Source organism: Burkholderia sp. CpTa8-5, assembly GCF_017815045.1.
Taxonomy (GTDB): Bacteria; Pseudomonadota; Gammaproteobacteria; order Burkholderiales; family Burkholderiaceae; genus Burkholderia; species Burkholderia sola.
Map to the genome: position 1 here is coordinate 91,495 of NZ_JAGIQD010000019.1, position 21,054 is coordinate 112,548.

Here is a 21,054-nt window from a genome sequence, read left to right on the forward strand (position 1 = left end):
TATCGGTGTGAAAGTCAATAGAAGCGTCGAAATGTTCTGACATTCGATCGCGGTGCGCGGGAGTGTGCGGTGCTTTGCGCGGAAGCCGTGCCGGCCGGGCATGCAGCGCTTGGTGGCGCCCGCACTGGCTTTGCCGTTGCGGGCCCTGCTTCACCGGCCGGCTTGCGTGCGCGATGCGCGGATCGACGCAATCGAAATCGGTTTTATTTTATTGTTCATTCGCGCGCATCGTTTCATTTAAACCCGATACGCATCGCGTCCGGTTGCGATTTATTGCAGCGCGGTGCACAATCGTTCACAAGTGCAATAAATCCGCAGCGGATTTTCTCAGTGGCACGAATACTCCCCGCCATTCGCTGCCCGCCATTTCGGCGGACGCACGATCGTGCGTCAGGCTCGGCGGCGCGATTGCCGATTTCCGGTCTATCGCGAATCACGGAGCACATGCGCCCGAGGCACGATGCCGTCGGCCCATCGGCCGGCCGGTCCCGACAGTACAGCAAGAGCGCAACATGGCGACTTCCATCGACCTCAATCTTCTCGTCGTTCTGGACGCGTTGCTGTCCGAGAACAGCGTCGTGGGCGCGGCCAACGCGCTCGGCCTCAGTCCGTCCGCCCTCAGCCGCTCGCTCGCGCGCTTGCGGGTGATGACGGGCGACCCGTTGCTGGTGCGGGCAGGGCGCGATCTCGTCCCGACTCCGCGCGCGCTCGAGTTGCGCGACAGGGTGCATGCGCTCGTCGTGGAGGCGCATTCGGTCATGTGCCCGTGCGAACGGGTCGACATGAGTACGCTCAAGCGCACGTTCTCGATTCGCGCGAACGAGGCATTCGTCGAGACCTTCGCGCCGGCGCTGCTCGAACACGCGTCGCGCGCCGCGCCCGACGTGCGGCTGCGCTTCGCGCCGAAACCCAACAAGCATGTCGATGCGCTGCGCAACGGCGACATCGATCTCGAGGTTGGCGTGATCGGCCAGGCCGGCCCGGAGCTGCGCGTGCAGGCGCTGTTTCGCGACCGCTTCATCGGCGTGGTCCGCGCGGATCATCCGCTGGCGACCGGCGAAATCACGCCGCAGCGCTTCGCGTCGTTTCCGCAAGTGAGCGTGTCGCGCCGCGGGCAGTTCAACGGCCCGATCGATACGCTGCTCGATTCGCTCGGCATCGCGCGCTCGGTGACGACCGTCGTGTCGAGCTTTCCGACCGCGCTGTCGCTCGCGCGCAGCTCGGACTTCGTCGCCAGCGTGCCGGAGCGGCAGACCGAGCGGTCCCGCGTCGGCATGTACAGCTTCACGCTGCCGTTGCCGATCGCGGACCTGACCGTCTCGCAGATCTGGCACCCGCGTTTCGACCGTGACCCCGCGCATCGCTGGCTGCGCGATTGCGTGCGCGGTATCTGCGCGCCGCGCGTGGCCGAGGCGATCGCACCCGCTTGTCATGCGGCCGCTTCGATGTGACGCATCATGCAACTCTGGTGGCGTGCGTCAACGTCATTGATACATTGCGTCTCGTGCATCTTCCGCAGCGTAAATCGATTCGGTATGCTCGATTCCATTGTGACAACGCCGGAGATAATGCGTGGGACGATCGTTGCTTGTGAATTCGCCGAATATTCGTGACGCCTTTAAATAATAAACATCCAATCCGAGGGGTATGTGAATTGAGGTGAACGCTGGAAATAACGAATCTGAAACATTGGCGTCTTATTCTGGATGGAGAAACGAATGATTCAGTGTGCGGCGAATATAGCGGCGCCCGCGGATGTCGCGCTGAGCATGCGCGAATGCGAGGTGTTGCGATGGGCGGCGGAAGGGAAGACCGCCTATGAGATCGGCATCATTCTCGGCCTGACCGAGCGGACGATCAACTTCCACATTTCGAGATCGATCGTCAAGCTCAACGCGTCCAACAAGACCAATGCGGTCGTGAAAGCCGTGTTGATGGGCCTGATCGTGTTTGCCTGAACGGTACCGGGGCGTCCGTCGCGGAGCCCCGGTTGCCGCATCAGATCGCGCCCTGGAACGACAGCACGCGCGTCCTGAACTCTTCCGGCACCGGCACCGTGGTCTTGCTGCCGTAGTCGAACATCACGTGCGTGGACACGGCCCGCGCCACCACCGCCGGATCGTCGGCCGAATCCTCGGTGCCCGCCTGCCCGTCGCGCACCATCAGGTATTCCAGTTCGAAGCTCTTCGAGCCGAAGCGCGTGACGCTGCTGCGGACCGTGATCGTATCGCCGTACTGCGCGGGCTTCAGATATTCGCACGCGGTCTTGACCATGATGTGCGGCAGCTTTTCCGAATACGGCAGCTCGAGCAGGTCGTGCATGTAGGTCAGGTACGCGTGCTGCAGATAGTCGTAATAGACGGGGCTGCTCACATGGCCCATCGCGTCCGTTTCCCGATACTTCACGTCGATTCGGGTTTCAAAATACTTTCTTGTCATTGCGAGGCTCCTTGGCAGAACGGCGGGTGAGAACGTTTTTGGCAGGAGTTAAGTTAGACGTGAACCGCATATCGGAATACTGTCGGAAATCACAGATATTCACTATGTGAAATGCTTCTGAGATAAATGACAGTATCACCGGGGATTTGACCGCGCTCTAATTGCCTCCGTAAATCGGCATCCGATCAGCGAGAGTGGAGCGTTAAATGGAAAAATCCGTTGAGGCAGCGTTGACGCAAGGCGTGGCGGTGATCAGTGCGCAGCGGTTGCGCGCCGAGTTGCCCTGCGATCCCGGCCTGGCACGGTCGATCGGCGATGCGCGGCGCGCATTGGCGCGCATCATCGCGGGCGAGGACGACCGGCTTGCGCTGATCGTCGGCCCGTGCTCGATCCATGATGCCGACGCCGCGCTGGCGTTCGCGCGCCGCCTCGCGCCGCTGCGCGAGCGGTACGCCGACGTGCTAGAGATCGTGATGCGCGTCTATTTCGAAAAGCCGCGCACCACGGTCGGCTGGAAAGGGCTGCTGAACGACCCGTATCTCGACGGCAGTTTCCGGATCGAGGACGGCCTGCGCGTCGCGCGCAAGGTGCTGCTCGGCATCAATGCGCTGGGCTTGCCGGCCGCGACCGAATTTCTCGATCCGATGACCGCGCCGTATCTCGACGATCTCGTGTCGTGGGGCGCGATCGGCGCGCGCACGACCGAATCGCAGATCCATCGCCAGGCCGCGTCGGGGCTCGACCTGCCGGTCGGCTTCAAGAACGGCACCGACGGCAACGTGAAGGTCGCGATCGACGCGATCCGCGCGTCGCGGGCGTCGCATAGCTACCTGAGGTCGTCCGTGTCCGGCGGCGTGGAAATCGCGACCACGCGCGGCAATCCCGACACGCATGTCGTCCTGCGCGGCGGCAAGACCCCGAACTACGACGCCGCCAGCGTCGCGGCCGCCTGCGCCGCGCTGCGCGACGCCCATCTTCCCCCGTATGTCGTGATCGACGCGAGCCATGGCAACAGCGGCAAGCAGACCCGCGCGCAGATCGACGTGTGCGGCAACGTCGCCGCGCAACTGCATCGCGGCGAGCGCGCGATCGTGGGCGTGATGATCGAGTCGTTCCTCGTCGAGGGGCGGCAGGACCTGGTGCCGGGCACGCCGCCGGTATTCGGCCAAAGCATCACCGACGCATGTCTCGGCTGGGATCACACGGCCGAACTCGTCGAGCAGTTGGCTGCCGCGGCGGTTGCGCGGCGGCGTTCGCCAGCCGGCTTCATCGCGCACGGCGCCGCCGTCGCGATGCAGGCCGTTTCTTACTGAATGAAAGGAGCTCTCTTGAACTCACCCATCGACATCGCCCGCGCGCTCGACTGGAAAGGCGACGGCGCCAGCCGCACACCCTACGAGGCGTATACGAGTGAAGCGCTGTACCAGCGGGAACTCGAGCGCCTGTTCTATGCGAATCACTGGTGCTACATCGGCCTCGAAGCCGAAGTGCCGTCTCCCGGCGATTTCCAGCGCACGGAAGTCGGCGAGCGATCCGTCGTGATGACGCGCACGGAGGACGGCGAGATCGTCGTTTTCGAAAACGCGTGCGCGCACCGCGGCATGCAGTTCTGCCGCGAGCGCTCGGGGAAGGCGAAGGATTTCCACTGCCCGTATCACCAGTGGAACTACGACCTGAAGGGCAACCTGATCGGCGTGCCGTTCCGGCGCGGCGTGCGTCAGGGCGGCACGATCAACGGCGGCATGCCGGCGGATTTCGAGCCGGGCAAGCATGCGCTGCGGCGCCTGCGCGTGTCGACGCGCGGCGGCGCCGTGTTCGCGTCGTTCGACGAGAACGTCGAATCGTTCGAGGACTTCCTCGGCCCGCGCATCCTGCCTTACTACGATCGTCTGTTCCACGGCCCGAAGCTGACCGTGCTCGGCTACACGCGGCAGCGCGTGCCGAGCAACTGGAAGTTGATGGTCGAGAACATCAAGGATCCGTATCACGCGGGGCTGCTGCATACCTGGTTCGTCAACTTCGGCCTGTGGCGCGCGGACAATCCCGCCCGGCTCGTGACCGATGCGCATCACCGGCATGGCGCGATGGTGTCGATCCGCAGCGGCGGCGGCGGCGGCGAGGTGACCCACAACGTGACGAGCTTCAAGGAGCGCATGACGCTGCACGACGACCGCTTCCTCGACGTCGTGCACGAACCGTGGTGGGGCGATCCGACCGTCGTGATGCTCACGCTGATGCCGAGCGTCATCATCCAGCAGCAGGTCAATGCGTTGTCGACGCGTCGCATCCGGCCGATCGGCCCGGGCGTGTTCGACTACGTGTGGACGCATTTCGGTTTCGAGACCGACACGGAAGAGATGACGCGGCGCCGTCTGCGTCAGGCCAATCTGTTCGGGCCGGCCGGCTTCGTGTCGGCGGACGACGGCGAGGTCATCGAATGCGTGCAGCAGAGCTTCGAGCAGATCCAGCACGGCAACGTCTACAACGAGCTCGGCGGCCGGCAGATCGACGAGCAGACCGAACATATGGTCAGCGAAACGCTGGTGCGCGGCATGTACCAGTACTGGCGCCAAGTGATGGAGGCCTGAATGAGCACGATCACGACACGAACGGACCGACCGTCCGCCGAGCCGCACGCGGGCGGCGCGAACTTCGAGGATTTCTATTCGCTCGTCCAGCTCAATGCGAGATATGCGGCCGTGCTCGACGGCGGCGACTGGGACGCGTGGCCGGAATTCTTCATCGAGCAATGCCGGTACACGGTGGTGCCGCGCGAGAACCACGAGCGCAACCTGCCCCTCGCGGTGATGGACTTCGAGAGCAAGGGCATGCTGAAGGATCGCGTCTACGGGATCAAGGAGACGCTGTTCTTCGATCCGTACTACCAGCGCCACGTGATCGGGCTGCCGTTCATCACGTATCTCGACGACGCGGTGATCGAGGCGGAGACGAACTACGCGGTGCTGCGCACGAAGACCGAGCAGATGAGCGACGTGTACAACACCGGGCGCTACCTGGACCGGATCGTGCGTACGCCGCACGGGCTGCGTTTCGAGTCGCGCATCTGCGTGTACGACAGCGAGATGATTCCGAACTCGCTGATTTATCCGATCTGAACGAGGTGCCGAACGTGACTACGGAATGGATCGATGCAGTCGCGCCGGAAGCGGTGCGCGCCGACGGAATACTCGGCGTCTGGGTGGGCGGCCGCGACATCGCGCTGTATGCGGTCGGCGACGAGATCTTCGCGACCGAGAACCAGTGCACGCATGGCGACGCGCGATTGAGCGACGGCTTCCTGCTCGACGACGAGATCGAATGCCCGTTGCATCAGGGGCGCTTCAGCGTGCGGACCGGCATTGCGCTGTGCGCGCCGCTGACGACGTGCGTGCACACCTATCCGGTGAAGATCGAGAACGGCCGCGTGTTCGTGCAGCTCGCACAGGCTGATGCGGCGACGCCGGCGGAGGCGCGATCATGAGCGCGTACGTGGTGTTCGATATCGACGTGCACGACGTCGATGCGTACCAGGCCTACCGCCGGCTCGGCGCGCCGACGGTGGCCGCGTACGGCGGGCGCTTCCTGGTGCGCGGCGCCGAAGTCGAGACGCTGGAAGGAGACTGGGCGCCGAAGCGCGTCGTCGTGCTCGAATTCGAGTCGGCGGAGCGCGCCCGCGAGTGGTATCGGTCGGAGGGCTATCAGGCGGCCAAGCGCCTGCGCGAGCCGGCCGCGCGGACGACCGGCATCCTGGCCGACGGCTACGTACCGGCGGCCGGCGATCCGCGTTAAGCGAAGTCGAAGTCGAAGTAGAAGGGGCTCCGCGCCGTGTCGTTCGGCGCGGGGCCCCTTTTTTCATTCGGGGCGCCGCCGAACGCGGCCCCGCGCAGTCGATTCATCGGTGAGGCGGCGATGCGATCCGGCAGAGACTTCCGCCGCCTGTCGCCTGCCGCTCGGTTGCCCGGTCAATCGCTCCGCCGGCGACATGGCTTCCGGCGTTTTCCCCTCACGACGTCACGCATGACGGTAGCGGATCGACCAGACCGCCAGCAGCGTTGCGCCGAACAGCAGCAGGCAGCCGAACGAGAAATCGTTCAGCGCGAGCATGTGCGCTTCGACGTCGATCGCATGCGAGACCGACGCGAGCGCGCCGGACGGCGACAGCCCCGCGTGATCGAGCCGCGCGAACCAGTCGCCGGCCGCGAAATCGTACGGCGTGATGTGGTCGACGAGATAGGTGTTGTGCACGCGGGAGCGACGCTCGAAGTAGGTCGGCGCGACCGAGGTCGCGACGCTGGTGCCGATCCGGCGCAGCGCGTTCTGCAGCCCGGATGCCGCGGGCAGCCGCTCGCGGGCCAGCCCGGCGAGCGACAGCGATACGAGCGGCGTGATGAAGAACGCGGTGGCTGCGCCCATCAGCAGCGAATTGGCGGCGATGTCGCCGAGGGTCACGTCGCTGTTGAAATGCATGCGCCAGAACGACGCGGCGCCCCAGCCGACGAGCGCGACGGTCGCGAGCAGGCGCGGGTCGGTGCGGCCCTGGAAGCGGCCGAGCAGCGGCGCGATCACGATCCCCGCGACGCCGAGCGGTGCGGTGGCGATGCCGGCCCAGGTGGCCGTGTATCCCTGCTGGGTCTGCAGCCACAGCGGCACGAGCACCAGCGCGCCGAAGTAGAGCCCGAAGCCGACCGTGATCGCGAGTGTGCTCGTCGTGAAGTTGCGGTCCGCGAACAGCCGCAGGTCGACGATCGGATGGTTGTCGGTCAGTTCCCACAGGATCAGCGCGACGAACGACACGATGCTCACGACCGCCAGCATGCGAATTTCGTCGGAGGCGAACCAGTCGAGGTTCTGGCCGCGATCGAGCAGCAACTGGAACGAACCGAACGCGGCGGTGAGCAGCAGCAGCCCGACGACGTCGACCGGCAGCCGCCGCGTCGCGTTGTCGCGTCCCTTCAGCAGCCGCGCGAGCACGCCCAGCACGAGCACGCCCGGCGGCACGTTCACGTAGAAGATGTACGGCCAGCTCAGGTTGTCGGTAATCCAGCCGCCGGCGATCGGCCCGAGCACCGGCGCGACGAACGTCGTGGTCTGCCACACCGCCAGCGCGACGTGGCGGCGCGCCGACGGGAATACCGCGAGCAGCAGCGCCTGCGACAGCGCGGTGATCGGGCCCGACGCGGCCCCCTGGAGCGCGCGAAACAGCAGCAGCGACTCGAAGTTCGGCGCCATCCCGCACAGGACCGACGTCAGCACGAACAGCAGCACCGACACGCGGAACAGTCGCACCTGGCCGAAGCGCTGCGTGAGCCAGCCGGTGAGCGGCAGCGTGATCGCGAGCGGCGTCGCGAACGAGGTCAGCATCCACGTGCCCATGTCCGGCGCGACGCCGAGATCGCCCGCGATGGTCGGGACGGCGACGTTCGCGATCGTCAGGTCGAGCGTCTGCATGAAATTCGCGACGCTGACCGCGATCGCGACGAGCGCCAGCGGCATGCCGGCGAGCGGTTCCAGCGGCAGTTTCGGCGCCGCGTTCCGGGTGAAGAAGCGCATCGTCAGGCTCCCGGTGCGAGCGGGCGTGCGCCGCTGTTCGCGCGAATCGTCTCGGTGACGAGCGCGTCGCCCGCTTCGTCGTCGTCGCGATAGATCGACGTGGCATCGATCGACCGGCGCGCTTCGGGCGGACGGGCGGGCGGCGACGCCGACGCGGTGCCGGGGCCGTGATCGACCGGTACCGATGCCGTCATCGACAGGCCGATACGCAGCGGGTGCGCGCGCAGCTCGGCGGGATCGAGCGCGATCCGGACCGGCACGCGCTGGACGACCTTGATCCAGTTGCCGGTCGCGTTCTGCGCGGGCACGGCCGCGAACGCGGCGCCGGTGCCGGCTTCGAGCCCGACGACGCGCCCGTGGAACACCACGTCGCTGCCGTACAGGTCCGAGAACAGCTCGACCGGCTGCCCGGCGCGCATGCCGCGCAGTTGCGACTCCTTGAAGTTGGCCTCGACCCACACGTGATCGAGCGGCACGAGCGCCATCGACGGCGTGCCGGGCGACACGTGCTGGCCGACCTGCACGACCCGGCGCGTGACGAGCCCGCCGAGCGGCGCGTGTATTTCGGTGCGGCGCAGCGCGAGCGCCGCGCTGCGGACCCGGGCGGCCGCCGCGCGCACGAGCGGATTCGTGTCGATCGACGTGCCGTCGGTGCGCGCGAGCGTCGCGTCGTAGGCGGCCTGCTGCGCGTTCAGCGCGGCGGCCGCGCCGTCCATCGCATCCCGCGCATGGCGCAGGTCCTCGCGCGACACGCCGCCGTCTTGCGCGAGGCTCAGGCGGCGCTGCAGGTCGTCGTTCGCCTTCGCCCATTCGGTGCGCCGCACCCGGATCTGCGCTTCGTCGCGCACCGCGTCCGCATGCGCGGTGCGGTATTGGCGCACCGCATGCGCGAGTTGCGCGACCGCTTCGTCCAACGCGAGCCGGGCGTCGGTCTTGTCGACGCTGAACAGCAGGTCGCCGGGACGGACCCAGTCGGCGTTCTGCACGCGCACGGCGTCGACGGTGCCGCCGATCTGAGGCGAGATCTGCACGACGTCGCCGGAGACGTACGCGTCGTCGGTCGTCTCGGTGCCTCGGGTGGTGGCCCACGCGACGGCGGCGAGGCCGGCCGCGCCGGCGAGCGCGATGAAGAACCAGCGGAAGTAGCGCCGGCGCGCGCGTTGCAGCGCGGGCTCGGCGGCGGGGGATTCGGGACGGTTCATTGGGTGACTCCAGTGGAAGTGGCGCCGCCGAGCGCGGCGATCAGGCGGGCATGTTCGATCGCGAACGACGCGTCCGCGCGGGCGACCGATGCGCGGTCGTCGAGCAGCCGGCCTTCGGCGAGCAGGACGTCGAGATAGCCGGAAATGCCTTTCCGGTAGCGCTGCGTTTCGATGGTGTAGGCCTGTTGCGCGCGCGACAGCGCCTCGCGCTGAAGCGCGCGCTGCCGGCCGAGCGTGTCGATCTGGACGAGGGTGTCGCTGACCTGCGCGAGCGCGTTGACGACCGTGTCGTCGTACGTCGCGACGGCCGCGTTGTACGCGGCGGTTTGCGCGCGCAGGCCGGCACGCAGGCGCCCGCCCTCGAAAATCGGCAGCGTGATCGCGGGGCCCGCGCCGAGCGTGCCGCTGTTGCCGTGGAACAGCGCGCGGAAGCCGAAGCTCTGCACGCCGGCGAAGGCCAGCAGGTTGACGTCCGGATAGAACGCGGCGCGCGCCGCGTCGATGTTCGCCGCTTCGGCTTCGACCCGGTAGCGCGCGGCCAGGACGTCGGGCCGGCGGCCGATCAGCGCCGCGGGCAGGACGGCCGGCATCGACAGCGCCGCGGCCGGCGGCGCGGCGGGCGTCAGCGCATCGGCGTAACCGGGCCCCCGGCCGACGAGCGCGGCGAGCCGGTGGCGCAGCCGGGCCGACGCGGCCGCATGCGTGTCGATGTCGGCCTGCGCGTGCGGAATCGGTTCGCTCGCCCTGAGCACGGCGACCTGCATGTCGAGGCCGGCGTCCGCGCGTTGCGACGTGAGGCGCAGCAGATAGCTGTGCTGCTGCAGCGTATCGCGCGCGATCGCGAGCAGTCGCTGTTCGAGCGCGAGTTGCAGATACGTTTCGACGATCGCCGCCTGCAACGACACGGCGGCCGCGCGTTCGAGCGCGCGCTGCTGGTCCGCGCGCAGTGCGGCGGCGCGCGCCAGCGCGTGCTGCCGGCCGGCGATGTCGAGATCCCACGACGCGCCGAGCAGCGCCTGCGCGTCGACCTGCCAGTGCCCGGCCGCGGGCGGCGGCGTCCGGTAGCTGCCGGGCAGGCGCGTCGGCACCGCGCTCGCCGTCGCGCCGAGCTGCGGCAGCAGCGCGGCATTTTCGACGTCGGCGTCGGCCAGCGCCTGCGCGACCCGTTCGCGCTGCGCCTGCAGCGTCGGTGCGCCGGCCAGCGCATCGTCGACGAGGCGATCCAGCTGTGCATCGCCGAACGCGGTCCACCAGCGTTCGGCGACCGTCGGCGAGCCGGCGCTGGCCGCGCCGATCGCGGCGCCCGCATCGAGCTGCTCGACGGGCGTGATCCGGGCCGCCGGGCGTTGCGGGCCGAACGGCGCGCAGCCGGCGATCGCGAGCGCGGCGAGCGCGGGAACCAGGCGGCGGGCGCCGCGCGCGCGGTCGATGAGGAGGGGCATGGTCGGTTTCCTGTCGCGTGAAGGCAAACGATCTGTATCTAAAAATATATCTTTAGATATTATTTGACGATCGGCAACTGGTAGAAATGGCAGTCGGCCGCACCGGACGGCATCGTCGAAACAGCGGAAGGGGGCAGACAGGGGCGCGCGGGTTACGCGATGGCGAGTGCGTCGAGCGCTGCCGCGAGCGTTTGTGCGACGGACTGGCCCGAGGTGTCGATGCGGCAGTGCGCGCAGGCGCGGTACAGCGATTCGCGCGCGTCGTGCAGCGCGGCGAGCGCTGCGCGCGGGTCGGCGACGTTCAGCAGCGGGCGGGACGCGTCGCCGCGCGTGCGGTGCCACAGGGTGTCGAGATCGGTCGCGAGATGGATCACGAAACAGCGCTGGCCGAGCCGCGCGCGCGTGTCGTCGCGCAGCACGGCGCCGCCGCCGGTCGCGAGCACGAGCGCCGGCCCGCGCGTCAGCGCGTCGATCACGTCGGCTTCGCGTGCGCGGAAGTCGCCCGCATGGAATTGCACGGCGACGGGCGCGCCGAAGCGGCGTTCGAGTTCGCGGTCGGCGTCGACGAACGGCAACGCGAGCGCGCGGGCCAGTGCGCTGCCGATCGTCGTCTTGCCGGCGCCGGGCATGCCGACGAGCGCGATGCGCGTCGGGCCGGCCTGCGGGCGCGGGTTCACAGGCGGCTCCGCAGCGACGGCGCGCGGCGCGTCACGGCGGCGATGCGCTGCATCCGGACGTAGTTCGCGAGCGGGTCCAGCGCATCGGTGATGAAGGTGTGCGGCGCGCCGGCGGCCGTGTCCAGCGCAATGCCGGCGACTACGAGCGTGCCGTCGCACAGTGCGTCGGCGAGCGCGCCGATGCGCGCGCCAAGCGCCGGCGACGCAGCGCCGAGATCCGCAATGACGCGGCGCGAGCGCGGCCAGTCGACCGGCTCGGCCGCGCGTACCGGCCAGCGCGCCAGCAGACCGCCGGGCAGCGGTGTCGCGGCCCGTGCAGCGGACGTTTCGAGCACCCGCCAGGTCAGCGGCGCCGCGGGCAGGCACGCGCGCCAGCGGCCATAGGCGGTCGCCGCGGTGTCGCCGATCGCCACCGCCGGCAGCCGCAGACGCTCGCAGCGCCGCAGCAGGCACGCGATGCCGGCGGCGTCGGGCGTGCCGCGCACGAACGGCAGCAGCTCCAGTTCGTCGTCGTATTCGGCGCGCAGCGCGCGCAGCCATCGTCCGGCGGCAAGCGGCAGGCAGTCCGCTGCGGCGATGCCGCACAGCACGAGCAGGCGATCGTCGCGACCGTCGCGAATCGCGAGCAGCCGGGCCGCGACGCGGGACGAAGCGGGCGCCGTCGTCATGATGCGGCGGGGCCGTCGGCGTGCCGGTCGGTACCGCCCGCGGCACGCGGATAGGCGCCGAGCACGCGCAGCTCGGAAGCGGCGAACGCAATCTCGTCGAGCGCCGCGCGCACGTTCGGATCGAGCGGATGCCCGCCGAAGTCGATGCAGTACCGATATGCATGGCCGGCGTCCCGTGCCGGGCGCACGTCGACCCAGAGCAGCGGCGCGCGGTGGTGGGCGAGCGCGTCGAACACGCGCGCCAGCGCGTCGGGCGCATCGGTCGGCCGCAGCACGATGCTCGTGCGGTCGTAGCCGGTCGGCGCCGGCGTCTGGCCGCCGACGATCACGAAGCGCGTGCGGTTGTCCGGGTGATCCTGGATCGCGCTGGCGACGATTCGCAGTCCGTAAAGCGCGGCCGCGGGTTCGCCGGCGATCGCCGCGCAGTCATACAGGTGCGCGGCCTCGCGCGCGGCCACCGCGTTGCTGGACACCGGGATGCGGCGCAGGCCGGGCGCATGCGCGTCGAGCCACGCGCGGCATTGCGCGAGCGCCTGCGGATGGCCGACCACGCTGTCGACGCCGGTGAGCGAGCCGCTGGCGCTCAGCAGGCAGTGCGCGACCGGCAGTTCGATCTCGCCGGTGACGGGCGCCGCTTGCGCGATCAGCAGGTCGAGCGTGCGGGTCACGGTGCCTTCGGACGAATTCTCGACCGGCACGACCGCGCATTCCGCGTCGCCGCGCGCGAGCGCGTCGAATACGGCGTCGATCGTCTCGTGCGCCTGCCCGCGGGCGAATTCGCCGAAGTGACGCAGCATCGCGGTTTCGGTGTAGGTGCCCGACGGGCCGAGGAACGCGACGGACGGCAGCGATTGCGCGTCACGGCTCGCGCTGAACAGCGTCTGCCAGATGGCGCGCAGGTCGCGGTCGCGTAGCCCCCACGGCGCGCGCGTGCACAGCTCGGCGACGATCGACGCTTCGCGGGCGGGCTGCCGCACCGCGAGCCCCGCATTCCGCTTGAGATGACCGATCTCGGTTGCGTGAGCGATGCGCTGGCCGATCAGCTCGAGAAGCTGGTCGTCGATCACGTCGATCAGCGCGCGGCGGCGTGCGATCGCATCGTCGACGGACGACGGGGCGGCAAGTTCGGTCGGCGTCATCGCGTATCGGTCCGTGAAGTCGCGGAAACGGCCGGCCGGTGCGGGGCGACGTGCGTCGCCGCGCCCGGCTGCATGCGGGCGACGGCGCGCGCGTATTCGACCGCGAGCCGTTCGACGATTTCGGCGACGCTGAGCACCGCGTCCATCGCGCCGACGCCCTGGCCGGCCCCCCAGATGTCGCGCCACTGCTTCGCGCCGCCGTCCGGCGAGAAATCGAGCTGCGCGCCGTCGACCCGGGCGAGTCGCCGCGCGTCGAGCCCGGCCGCCTCGATGCTCTGGCGCAGGTAGTTGCCGTGGACGCCGGTGAACGCGTCGGTGTAGATGATGTCGGCCGCGCTGGCTTCGACGATCGTGTCCTTGTAGCGCTGCACCACGTTGGCTTCGTGCGACGCCAGGAAGCGCGTTCCGATGTACGCGAAATCGGCGCCGAGCGCGCGCGCGGCGGCGATCGCGTCGCCCGTCGCGATCGCACCGGACAGCGCGATGAAGCCGTCGTAGAAGCGCCGCACTTCCGTGACCAGCGCAAACGGCGATAGCGTGCCGGCGTGGCCGCCCGCCCCCGCCGCGACGAGGACGAGGCCGTCGACGCCGGCTTCCAGCGCCTTCTGCGCATGTCGCACCGTCGTGACGTCGTGCAGCACGATCCCGCCGTACGCGTGGATCGCGTCGACGACGTCGCGCGACGGGGCGCGCAGGCTCGTGATCATCAGTGGCACGCGTCGGTCGATGCAGATGCGCAGGTCCTGTTCGACGCGCGGATTCGACGGATGGCAGATATGGTTGACCGCGTACGGGCCGACCGGCGCATCGGGATGGGCGTCCCGGTACGCGCGCAGCGTGCCGTCAATCGTGTCGATCCAGTCGCCGAGCTGCGCGCTGAGCCGCGCGTTGAGCGCCGGAAATGCGCCGACGATCCCGCTCCTGCACTGGGCGAGCACCATCTCGGGATAGCTCGCGATCAGCATCGGAGACGCAATCACCGGCAGCCGGAGACCCTGCAGCGGAAGCGGAATCATGGTCGGGCTCCGGCTCGTTAGCGGGCGAGCGCCGCGCTGTCGCGCCGCTCTTCCAGGCGGCGGTGGAAGCCGTCGCGGCTCACGGCGCAGCGCGTATGCACGCCTTCGCCGACGACGCCCACCGCGTCGCGCACCTCGACCCGGTACGTCATCATGCGGCCGTCGACCTCGATCAGTTCGGCATCGACCGTCACTTCCCATTCGGGCGGCGTCGGTGCGAGATGCTTGATCTCGAAGTTGTAGCCGACCGTCATCTGCCCGGCCGGCAGCAGATGGTCGGTCGCCTGCATGCAGGTCTGTTCGATGAAGATGATCATGATCGGGCTCGCGAGCGCGTGCGCTTCGCCGCCCCATTGATCGGCGAGCGAAATCGTGTCGACGCGGTGGGTGGCGCGGGCACGCAGGCCAGTCTGGATAGTCAAGGGCAACTCCTGAACGGGTGAGGGAAGGGTGTGCGGTCACGCCGCGCGCGCCGTGGCGGCCGCGCGGCGTTGCATCTGGCTGAAGATGTTGCGGTAGTGCATTTCCTCGGTGCCGCCGGCCGAGCCCATCGCGAGCGCGTCGGCGACGAAGGTGGCGAGCGGCCCGCGCCGGTAGCCGTCGCTGCCGTGAATCGCGAGCAGGTGCAGCGCGGCCTGCGCGAGATCGCGCGCGCCCGCGAGCTTCGCGATCGAGCAGTTCGCGAGCGCCTCGGGACGCTGCGCGACGAGCAGGTCGAGCGCCGCGCGCGCCGTCCAGCGGGTGCGTTCGATGCCGACCTGGACGTCGACCAGCCGGCGCTGCACGTGTTGATGCGCGTCCAGCGCGACGCCGAGCGTTTTGCGGGCGCTGACGTGCGCGAGCGCGTCGGCGAGAAACGGCTGGGTGACGTTCGCGCACAGCAGGCCGAACAGCGCGCGATTCATCGACGCGATGTCCATCAGCAGGCGCAGCCCGTCGCCGGGCGTGCCGAGCAGTTCGTCGGCATCGACGCGCACGCCGGACAGCGCGACGTCGCCGATCGGAAGATCCGCGACGCCGAACGTCGCCTGCGGGGCGCTGCGCTGCACGCCCGCGCGTTCGGGATCGATCAGCACCAGCGCGGTGGCCGGCTTGCCGTCGCCGGTCAGGGTCGCGACGATCATCATCAGGCGCGCTTCGGGCGCGTGGCTGATGTTGTACTTGTGGCCGTCGAGCCGGTAGTGGTCGCCGTCGCGAACGAGGCACGTTTCGAGCGCGCGCACTTCGGTGCCGGTCCCTTTCTCGGAGATCGCCGTGGCGCCGATGGCGCCGGACAGCAGCGACGGCAGATGCCGCGTGCGCTGCGCGTCGGAACCGTATGCGACGAGCGCGCGAATCAGCGTCGCCTGATTCGCGAGCGCCATCGCGAAGCCGACGGAGCGCAGCGCCGCGGCGACCGCTTCGAAGGCATCGACGAAGTCGTGCCACGTGCCTCCCGCGCCGCCGAGTTCGCGCGGGACCGGCACGCGCCACAGTCCCGCGTCGGACAACGCATCCCATGCGTCGCGATGGAAGGCGCCGCAAGGGGCGGACCGCGCATGGCGTTCGGCGATGTCCCGGTATGCGGCGGTCGTCGTGTGCTGTGCTTCGCAGGCGGTGAGAGTCATGTCGGGGCGCGAGACTTTGCATGGATCGTGTCGCCAATCTAATGAAAAGGCCCGGGACGAGAAACTGTCAGTTATTGCACTTCGATGCGGCGTGCGGCGGCGGATGATTCGAGTGCAAGCGGGGTTGCGATGGGCGGCGGAGCGCGATTGCCGGACGCGGACGTGATCGTGATGCCCGTCGCGCGCATCGGCGCGAGCGATGGCAGTCCAGCCGTGTCGTCGTCGGCGGTATCGCGGCGCTTCGATGACGGAAGACGATCGCGTGTCGGTGGTGGGGCGACACGCGGTGGGATTGCCAATGCTTCGTCGTCCAGGTCGATTCGATTGAATTCGCAGTCCATATCATTAGGACGGCGGGGAATGCGTTCGTGTCGAATTCCCGATGCTCGTTTCGTTGCCGTCACACCTGCCGGGCGGCAGGCAGGCGTCGGTGGAGCGCGCGACAAATAAACCGTCAGACGATCCGAAAGGCCCGACTCCGTCGCGCCGACGATCGGTGAAATCATGCCCGGCCTTGCTTCCGTGAAATTGTCATGCTAGTTTTTCATGAAATTTACCGGCGTAATTTTCACGGAAATCCGCATGTTCATGCAGTCCGACCGTCACGTCGCAAGCTATTACGCCGGCACCTACCCGACGCCGATCCCGCATCGGCCGGCGCTGGACGAACGCATCGATGCCGACGTGCTGGTCGTCGGCGCGGGCTTCAGCGGGCTGCATACGGCGCTGCGGCTCGCGCTTGCCGGCAAGCGCGTCGTGATGCTCGAAGCGAGCCGCGTCGCATGGGCCGCATCGGGCCGCAACGGCGGACAGGCGCTGCTCGGCTGGTCGTGCGACATGCAGCCGCTCGAGGATGCGCTCGGCCGCGACGGCGCGCGGCTGCTGTGGGACAGCATGCGCTGGGCGGCGGCCGAGGTGCGCGAACTGCCGGCGCGGCACGGTTTCGACATCGATTACCGGCTCGGCAGCCTGTGGGCCGCGGTGCGGCCGCGGCGCGTCGCGATGCTGGCGCAGGCGCGCGACGAGGCCGCCGAGCGGTGGGGCTACGACCGGCTGCGTGTGATCGGCCGTGACGAGATGCCCGAATGGATCGGCGGCACGCGCTATCTCGCCGCGCTCCACGATCCCGAGGCCGGCCACCTGAACCCGCTGAAGCTCGCGCTCGGCCTCGCGCAGACGATCGAGTGCGCGGGCGGCCGCATCTTCGAACAGAGCCGCGTGCTCGACTGCCGCGAGACGGCCGGCGGCCACGTCGCGCGCACGGCGCACGGCGAAGTGCGGGCGGACGTGCTGGTGCTCGCGTGCAATGCGTACGTCGACCGGCTCGATCGCGACCTCGCGCGCCGGCTGCTGCCGGTCGGCACGTACCAGGTGGCAACGGCGCCGCTCGCCCCCGACGTCGCGCGTGCGCTGCTGCCGCGCAACAGCTGCGTGATCGACAACCAGTTCGTGCCCGACTATTTCCGCCTGAGCCCCGACAACCGGCTGCTGTTCGGCGGCGGCTGCACGTATCTCGGCGGCATTCCGGCCGATATCGCGGCGGCGACGCGCCCGCATCTCGAACGCGTGTTTCCGCAACTGGCCGGCGTGCCGCTCGACTACGCGTGGGGCGGTCACATCGACATCAGCATGCGTCGCACGCCGGACATCGGTCGCCACGGGCAGCGCTTCTGGCTGCAGGGCTTTTCGGGGCACGGCGTGCTGCCGACGCTCGCCGGTGCGCGCGCGGTGGCCGACGCCGTGCTCGGCGACGCACACCTGCTCGCGCAGTACCAGCGCATCCGCAACCCGCGCTTTCCCGGCGGCGACCGGCTGGCCGCGCCGCTGGAGGCGATCGGCAAGGCCTGGTACCGCCTGCGCGATACCGTTTGATTGCACCGGAATCCATCATGAACGAACAGGAAGAGATAGAAAGTCTGGCGATCCTGATCCGCGACCTGCGCAAGCATCGCAAGGTCACGCTGAACGATCTCGCCGAACGGATCGGCCGCTCGGTCGGCTTTCTGTCGCAGGTCGAGCGCGGGCTGTCGCGTCCGACGGTCGCGGATCTCACCGCGATCGGCGAGGCGCTCGGCGTGCCGACCACGTATTTCTACAGCCTGAGCAAGCCGCGCAGCGTGCCGTGGGTCACGCGGCCCGACGAGCGGCGCACCGTGTATTACGCGGACGGCGTTACCGACATCCTCGTGTCGCCGAACATGCGGTCGCGCTTCTCGATCCTCGAAAGCCATCTCGGGCCGGGCGCGAGCAGCGGCGAGCGGCCGGTCGACGACAGCGACGAGCAGGGCGGCTTCGTGCTCGAAGGAGAACTGACGATCTGGCTAGACGGCGACGACACGCCCGTCACGCTCGGCCCGAACGATGCGTTTCAGCTTCCCGCGCGCAAGCGCTTCCGGTATGCAAATCTGACCGATGCGCCGACGCGCGTGATCTGGGTATTCACCTGAGTTGAGTGGTCGGCGGGGCGGGCGACGTCGGAGGCTTCCGCACCGTGCAGTCTGTTTGCATTACTGAGTGATTTGCCGCGTGCGTTGCGCCGTGCGCCGCACGAATCCGGTTCGCCGCGTGGCGTCACCGCCCTACAAGACATGGAAAGGATGAGACATGGCTGACGTCGTTCCCGCGCTGGTCAGTGAAGTCCGCGCGTTCCGGCAGGCGCACCCCGAGATTCGTTATGTCGACCTGATCTGCCTCGACCTGCCCGGGCATTTCTACGGCAAGCGCTATCCGATCGACGCGCTCGAAAAAGTCGCGGCGGGTTCGCTGCTGAAGCTGCCGCAGAACTGCATCCTGCTCGGCACGCAGGGCGGCCTCTACAAGATCGGCGATTACTGCTTCAACGACGGCGATCCCGATGCGCCGCGCCGCCTGATCCCCGGCACGCTGAAGCCCGTGCGCTGGGAACGGCAGCCGCTCGCGCAGATGCTGATCAGCTCCGACGGCACCGATTCGCCGATCGAATTCGAGCCGCGCGAGGTGCTCGCGCGCGTGCTGCGGCGGTTCACGGCGCGCGGCATCCGGCCGGTCGTCGCATTCGAGCTCGAGTTCTACCTGTTCGCCGCGCAGCTCGAGCAAGGCATGCCGCAGTATCCGCGCGATCGCCTGAGCGATGACCGCGACGATCAGCCGAACATGCATATCGAGCGCCTGTCGCGCTTCTCCGACGTGCTGCACGAGATGGTCGACGCCGCGTGCGAACAGGGCGTCGATGCGACGGTGATCACCGCCGAGCTCGGGCCCGGCCAGTTCGAGATCAATTTCGGGCATACCGACGACGCGCTGCGCGCGGCCGACTGGTCGGCGCTGTTCTGTCGCAGCACGCGCGGCGTCGCGTTGCGGCATGGCTATCGCGCGAGCTTCATGGGCAAGCCGTATCTGCATGCGCCGGGCAGCGGGATGCACGTGCACGTGAGCCTGTACGACGACGCGGGGCGCAACGTGCTTGCGGCCGACGGGCAGCGGCCGTTGCGGCACGCGGTGGCCGGCTGCCTCGCGCTGCTGCCGCACTGCATGCCGGTGTTCGCGCCGAATCACAATGCGTTTCGCCGCTACGGATCGATGGTGAATGCGGCGAGCCGCGCGAGCTGGGGCTTCGAGGATCGCGACGCGTGCATCCGGATTCCGGAATCGGACGCACGCAACCTGCGGATCGAGCACCGGCTCGCGAGCGCGGATGCGAACCCGTACCTGGTGCTGGCGGCGATCCTGAGCGGGATGGAGCACGGGCTCGATGCGCGGCTCGAGCCGATCGCGCCGCTCAACGACGATCGCGGCAGCGGCATCGATTTTCCGCAGGAGATGCTGTCGGCGGTCGCCGCGATGCAGGATCATCCGGCCGTGCGCGAAGGGCTCGGCAGCGAGTTCGTGATGGTGTATTGCGAGAACAAGCGGCAGGAGGAGCTGGATTTCCGCAACGAGATCGGCGCGCGGGAGTATCGGTGGTTTCTGTGATTGCCGCGCGCGTCGGAAAAGTCGATCAGGGAAGGGGGCGATCGTCGTCGTGTTCGACGTCAAGCGCCCTCGTGTGATTCCTTTCGGGCCGCGATGCCGCGAAACGCGTCGCGGCATCGCATGCGTCGCGCCCTTACTCCCCGAGCTTCGACGTCACGCACCCGGTGCTCGAGCATTCGCGCTCACGCTCGCGCAGGAACGACAGCCGCGACTGCGTCATGTCGTTCGCGCACTGGATATCGACGAGGTAGCTGCTGCCGCGGGTCTCGCTGCACTGCGCGTCGCGTTGTTTCAGCCACGCGAGCTGGCCGGCCTTCAGCGTCGCCTGCTGATCGCCGCTCAGTTGCTTGCGCAGCCGGCCGTATTCGTCGTTGAGATCTCGGTCGGACTGCGAGAACTGCGTGCTCGTGCAATACACCTGGTCGAACGCGCTGCGCGGCTTCCCGCAGCCGGCCGCGTGCGCGGCGAACGGAACGGCAAGCGCGAGCAGCGCACAGGATGCGAGCAGATTCTTCTTCATGGTGAGTCTCCTGACGGGGTGAAAACCGGTGAATCCGACGGGCGATACCGTCGTTTATCGGGGTGTCGTACACGCGTCGATGCCGCCCGCGATCGCGGCGGACAGGCGTTGGATCGTCTCGCGCCGCGCGAGCCGCGCTTCCTCGTCCGGATTGACGATCACGCCGGCTTCGACGAGCACGGCCGGAACCGGCGCGGTGCGCAGCACGACGAGATCGTCGAAGCGATGGATGCCGAGTGGCGGGTCGATCAGCGGGCGGTTCTCGCCCTTGATCGGCTGCGCGTGATACAGCGACGGCCGTTCGCCGGCCGCGACCAGCCGCTCGGCGATCGCCTTCGCGCAACGCAGGCTTTCCGCATAGTGCGGATTGCGTTCCGACACGAACACCGAGAAGCCGCGGAATTCGCGCTGCCGGCCCGCGTCGATGAACTGCTGCTGCATCGAGTCGTGATGGATCGACACGAACAGGTTCGAGTCCGGCGCTTGCGTCGAGCGCCGATCGAGCGCGATCTCGCGGCCGTCCGCCGACGTGCGCAGCACGCGGTCGCCGTGCGCGGCGAGCGTGTCGGCGACCGCGCCGGACAGGTCGAGGTTGTACAGGTATTCGACGCGGCCGCTCGCGCCGGTGGAGCCCGGACGCGCGGGCGTATGGCCGGTGTCGACGACGATGTAGCGCCCGCTCGCGGGCTCGGTTACGGAGGTCCCGGAAGCGCCGCGGACACCGGCGGCGTCGGCCGCATGCAGCGCCAGCGGTGCGCCGAGCAGCGGGGCGCACGCGAGCACGCGCGCGGCGGCGCGCACCAGCGGGCGAAGGCGTCGGAAGGTTCGGTTCGTCATTGTTGT

General features: G+C 68.7%; 23 protein-coding genes. 10 read left to right on the plus strand and 13 right to left on the minus strand.

The features are described 5' to 3' along the window. Nucleotides 1-512: 512 nt before the first annotated feature. Entirely contained in the window at nt 513-1,451 is a 939-nt protein-coding gene (locus tag J8I35_RS25060) for a LysR family transcriptional regulator (protein ID WP_050018146.1), read from the plus strand. Nucleotides 1,452-1,706: 255 nt separating this feature from the next. Further along, on the plus strand, nt 1,707-1,958 hold the full coding sequence (locus J8I35_RS25065) for a LuxR C-terminal-related transcriptional regulator (protein WP_239468982.1): 252 nt from the start codon (nt 1,707-1,709) through the stop codon (nt 1,956-1,958). A gap of 40 nt (nt 1,959-1,998) precedes the next feature. On the opposite strand, the gene J8I35_RS25070 is transcribed toward J8I35_RS25065, so the two are convergent. Further along, nucleotides 1,999-2,439 (minus strand): thioesterase family protein, encoded by a 441-nt coding sequence (locus tag J8I35_RS25070; protein WP_050018148.1) that lies wholly within the window; start codon nt 2,437-2,439, stop codon nt 1,999-2,001. A gap of 206 nt (nt 2,440-2,645) precedes the next feature. Here J8I35_RS25070 and J8I35_RS25075 point away from each other — a divergent pair, with 206 nt between their 5' ends. Genes J8I35_RS25075 through J8I35_RS25095 form a run of 5 tightly spaced genes read left to right on the plus strand, consistent with a single transcriptional unit; the run spans nt 2,646 to nt 6,228 of the window. Beyond that, entirely contained in the window at nt 2,646-3,752 is a 1,107-nt protein-coding gene (locus tag J8I35_RS25075; RefSeq protein ID WP_063812545.1) for a 3-deoxy-7-phosphoheptulonate synthase, read from the plus strand. A 15-nt stretch (nt 3,753-3,767) separates the two neighbouring features. Then, on the plus strand, nt 3,768-5,027 hold the full coding sequence (locus tag J8I35_RS25080; RefSeq protein WP_050018149.1) for a Rieske 2Fe-2S domain-containing protein: 1,260 nt from the start codon (nt 3,768-3,770) through the stop codon (nt 5,025-5,027). Next, nucleotides 5,028-5,555 carry an aromatic-ring-hydroxylating dioxygenase subunit beta gene (locus tag J8I35_RS25085; protein WP_050018150.1) on the plus strand — a complete coding sequence of 176 codons (528 nt, stop codon included), beginning with the start codon at nt 5,028-5,030 and terminating at the stop codon, nt 5,553-5,555. Nucleotides 5,556-5,569: 14 nt separating this feature from the next. After that, nucleotides 5,570-5,920 (plus strand): non-heme iron oxygenase ferredoxin subunit, encoded by a 351-nt coding sequence (locus tag J8I35_RS25090; protein ID WP_209927482.1) that lies wholly within the window; start codon nt 5,570-5,572, stop codon nt 5,918-5,920. Beyond that, nucleotides 5,917-6,228: a DUF1330 domain-containing protein gene (locus J8I35_RS25095; RefSeq protein WP_209927484.1), complete on the plus strand. Its 312-nt coding sequence runs from the start codon at nt 5,917-5,919 to the stop codon at nt 6,226-6,228. Before J8I35_RS25090 ends, J8I35_RS25095 begins: the two co-directional genes overlap by 4 nt. Before the next feature lie 222 nt (nt 6,229-6,450). Here the strand turns inward: J8I35_RS25095 and J8I35_RS25100 are convergent, their stop codons facing one another. The 10 genes from J8I35_RS25100 to J8I35_RS25145 form a co-directional block, all read right to left on the minus strand. Beyond that, the gene (locus tag J8I35_RS25100) at nt 6,451-7,989 is read right to left on the minus strand and encodes a DHA2 family efflux MFS transporter permease subunit (protein ID WP_209927489.1); all 1,539 of its coding nucleotides are present in this window, start codon (nt 7,987-7,989) and stop codon (nt 6,451-6,453) included. Between the two features lie 2 nt (nt 7,990-7,991). Then, entirely contained in the window at nt 7,992-9,191 is a 1,200-nt protein-coding gene (locus J8I35_RS25105; RefSeq protein WP_209927491.1) for an efflux RND transporter periplasmic adaptor subunit, read from the minus strand. Beyond that, on the minus strand, nt 9,188-10,633 hold the full coding sequence (locus J8I35_RS25110) for an efflux transporter outer membrane subunit (RefSeq protein WP_209927493.1): 1,446 nt from the start codon (nt 10,631-10,633) through the stop codon (nt 9,188-9,190). The genes J8I35_RS25105 and J8I35_RS25110 overlap by 4 nt, the downstream gene beginning before the upstream one ends. Before the next feature lie 152 nt (nt 10,634-10,785). Then, the gene (locus J8I35_RS25115) at nt 10,786-11,310 is read right to left on the minus strand and encodes a shikimate kinase (RefSeq protein WP_179236058.1); all 525 of its coding nucleotides are present in this window, start codon (nt 11,308-11,310) and stop codon (nt 10,786-10,788) included. Further along, entirely contained in the window at nt 11,307-11,978 is a 672-nt protein-coding gene (locus tag J8I35_RS25120) for a hypothetical protein (protein ID WP_050014935.1), read from the minus strand. Before J8I35_RS25120 ends, J8I35_RS25115 begins: the two co-directional genes overlap by 4 nt. After that, nucleotides 11,975-13,117, minus strand: coding sequence for a prephenate dehydratase (pheA, locus tag J8I35_RS25125; RefSeq protein WP_209927495.1), 1,143 nt, complete (start codon nt 13,115-13,117; stop codon nt 11,975-11,977). The genes J8I35_RS25120 and pheA overlap by 4 nt, the downstream gene beginning before the upstream one ends. Beyond that, nucleotides 13,114-14,133 carry a nitronate monooxygenase family protein gene (locus J8I35_RS25130; protein WP_209927497.1) on the minus strand — a complete coding sequence of 340 codons (1,020 nt, stop codon included), beginning with the start codon at nt 14,131-14,133 and terminating at the stop codon, nt 13,114-13,116. Before J8I35_RS25130 ends, pheA begins: the two co-directional genes overlap by 4 nt. Nucleotides 14,134-14,150: 17 nt before the next feature. After that, nucleotides 14,151-14,555, minus strand: a complete 405-nt coding sequence (locus J8I35_RS25135; protein ID WP_050014941.1) for a hotdog domain-containing protein — start codon at nt 14,553-14,555, stop codon at nt 14,151-14,153. A gap of 36 nt (nt 14,556-14,591) precedes the next feature. Next, a complete protein-coding gene (locus J8I35_RS25140; RefSeq protein ID WP_050014943.1) occupies nt 14,592-15,740 on the minus strand; it encodes an acyl-CoA dehydrogenase family protein in 1,149 nt (382 codons plus the stop codon). Nucleotides 15,741-15,811: 71 nt separating this feature from the next. Next, nucleotides 15,812-16,246, minus strand: coding sequence for a hypothetical protein (locus J8I35_RS25145; RefSeq protein ID WP_209927499.1), 435 nt, complete (start codon nt 16,244-16,246; stop codon nt 15,812-15,814). A 76-nt stretch (nt 16,247-16,322) separates the two neighbouring features. Between J8I35_RS25145 and J8I35_RS25150 the strand changes: the two genes are divergently transcribed. The 3 genes from J8I35_RS25150 to J8I35_RS25160 all read left to right on the plus strand — a co-directional run bounded on the left by J8I35_RS25150 (nt 16,323) and on the right by J8I35_RS25160 (nt 19,691). After that, on the plus strand, nt 16,323-17,612 hold the full coding sequence (locus J8I35_RS25150) for an FAD-binding oxidoreductase (protein ID WP_209927501.1): 1,290 nt from the start codon (nt 16,323-16,325) through the stop codon (nt 17,610-17,612). 17 nt (nt 17,613-17,629) lie between these two features. Beyond that, the gene (locus tag J8I35_RS25155) at nt 17,630-18,187 is read left to right on the plus strand and encodes an XRE family transcriptional regulator (protein WP_209927503.1); all 558 of its coding nucleotides are present in this window, start codon (nt 17,630-17,632) and stop codon (nt 18,185-18,187) included. Nucleotides 18,188-18,344: 157 nt separating this feature from the next. Beyond that, nucleotides 18,345-19,691, plus strand: a complete 1,347-nt coding sequence (locus J8I35_RS25160; RefSeq protein WP_209927504.1) for a glutamine synthetase family protein — start codon at nt 18,345-18,347, stop codon at nt 19,689-19,691. A 133-nt stretch (nt 19,692-19,824) separates the two neighbouring features. Here J8I35_RS25160 and J8I35_RS25165 read toward each other — a convergent pair whose 3' ends face one another. Next, a complete protein-coding gene (locus J8I35_RS25165) occupies nt 19,825-20,211 on the minus strand; it encodes a lysozyme inhibitor LprI family protein (RefSeq protein ID WP_089470254.1) in 387 nt (128 codons plus the stop codon). A gap of 54 nt (nt 20,212-20,265) precedes the next feature. After that, nucleotides 20,266-21,048 (minus strand): N-acetylmuramoyl-L-alanine amidase, encoded by a 783-nt coding sequence (locus tag J8I35_RS25170; RefSeq protein WP_209927506.1) that lies wholly within the window; start codon nt 21,046-21,048, stop codon nt 20,266-20,268. Nucleotides 21,049-21,054: the final 6 nt, after the last annotated feature.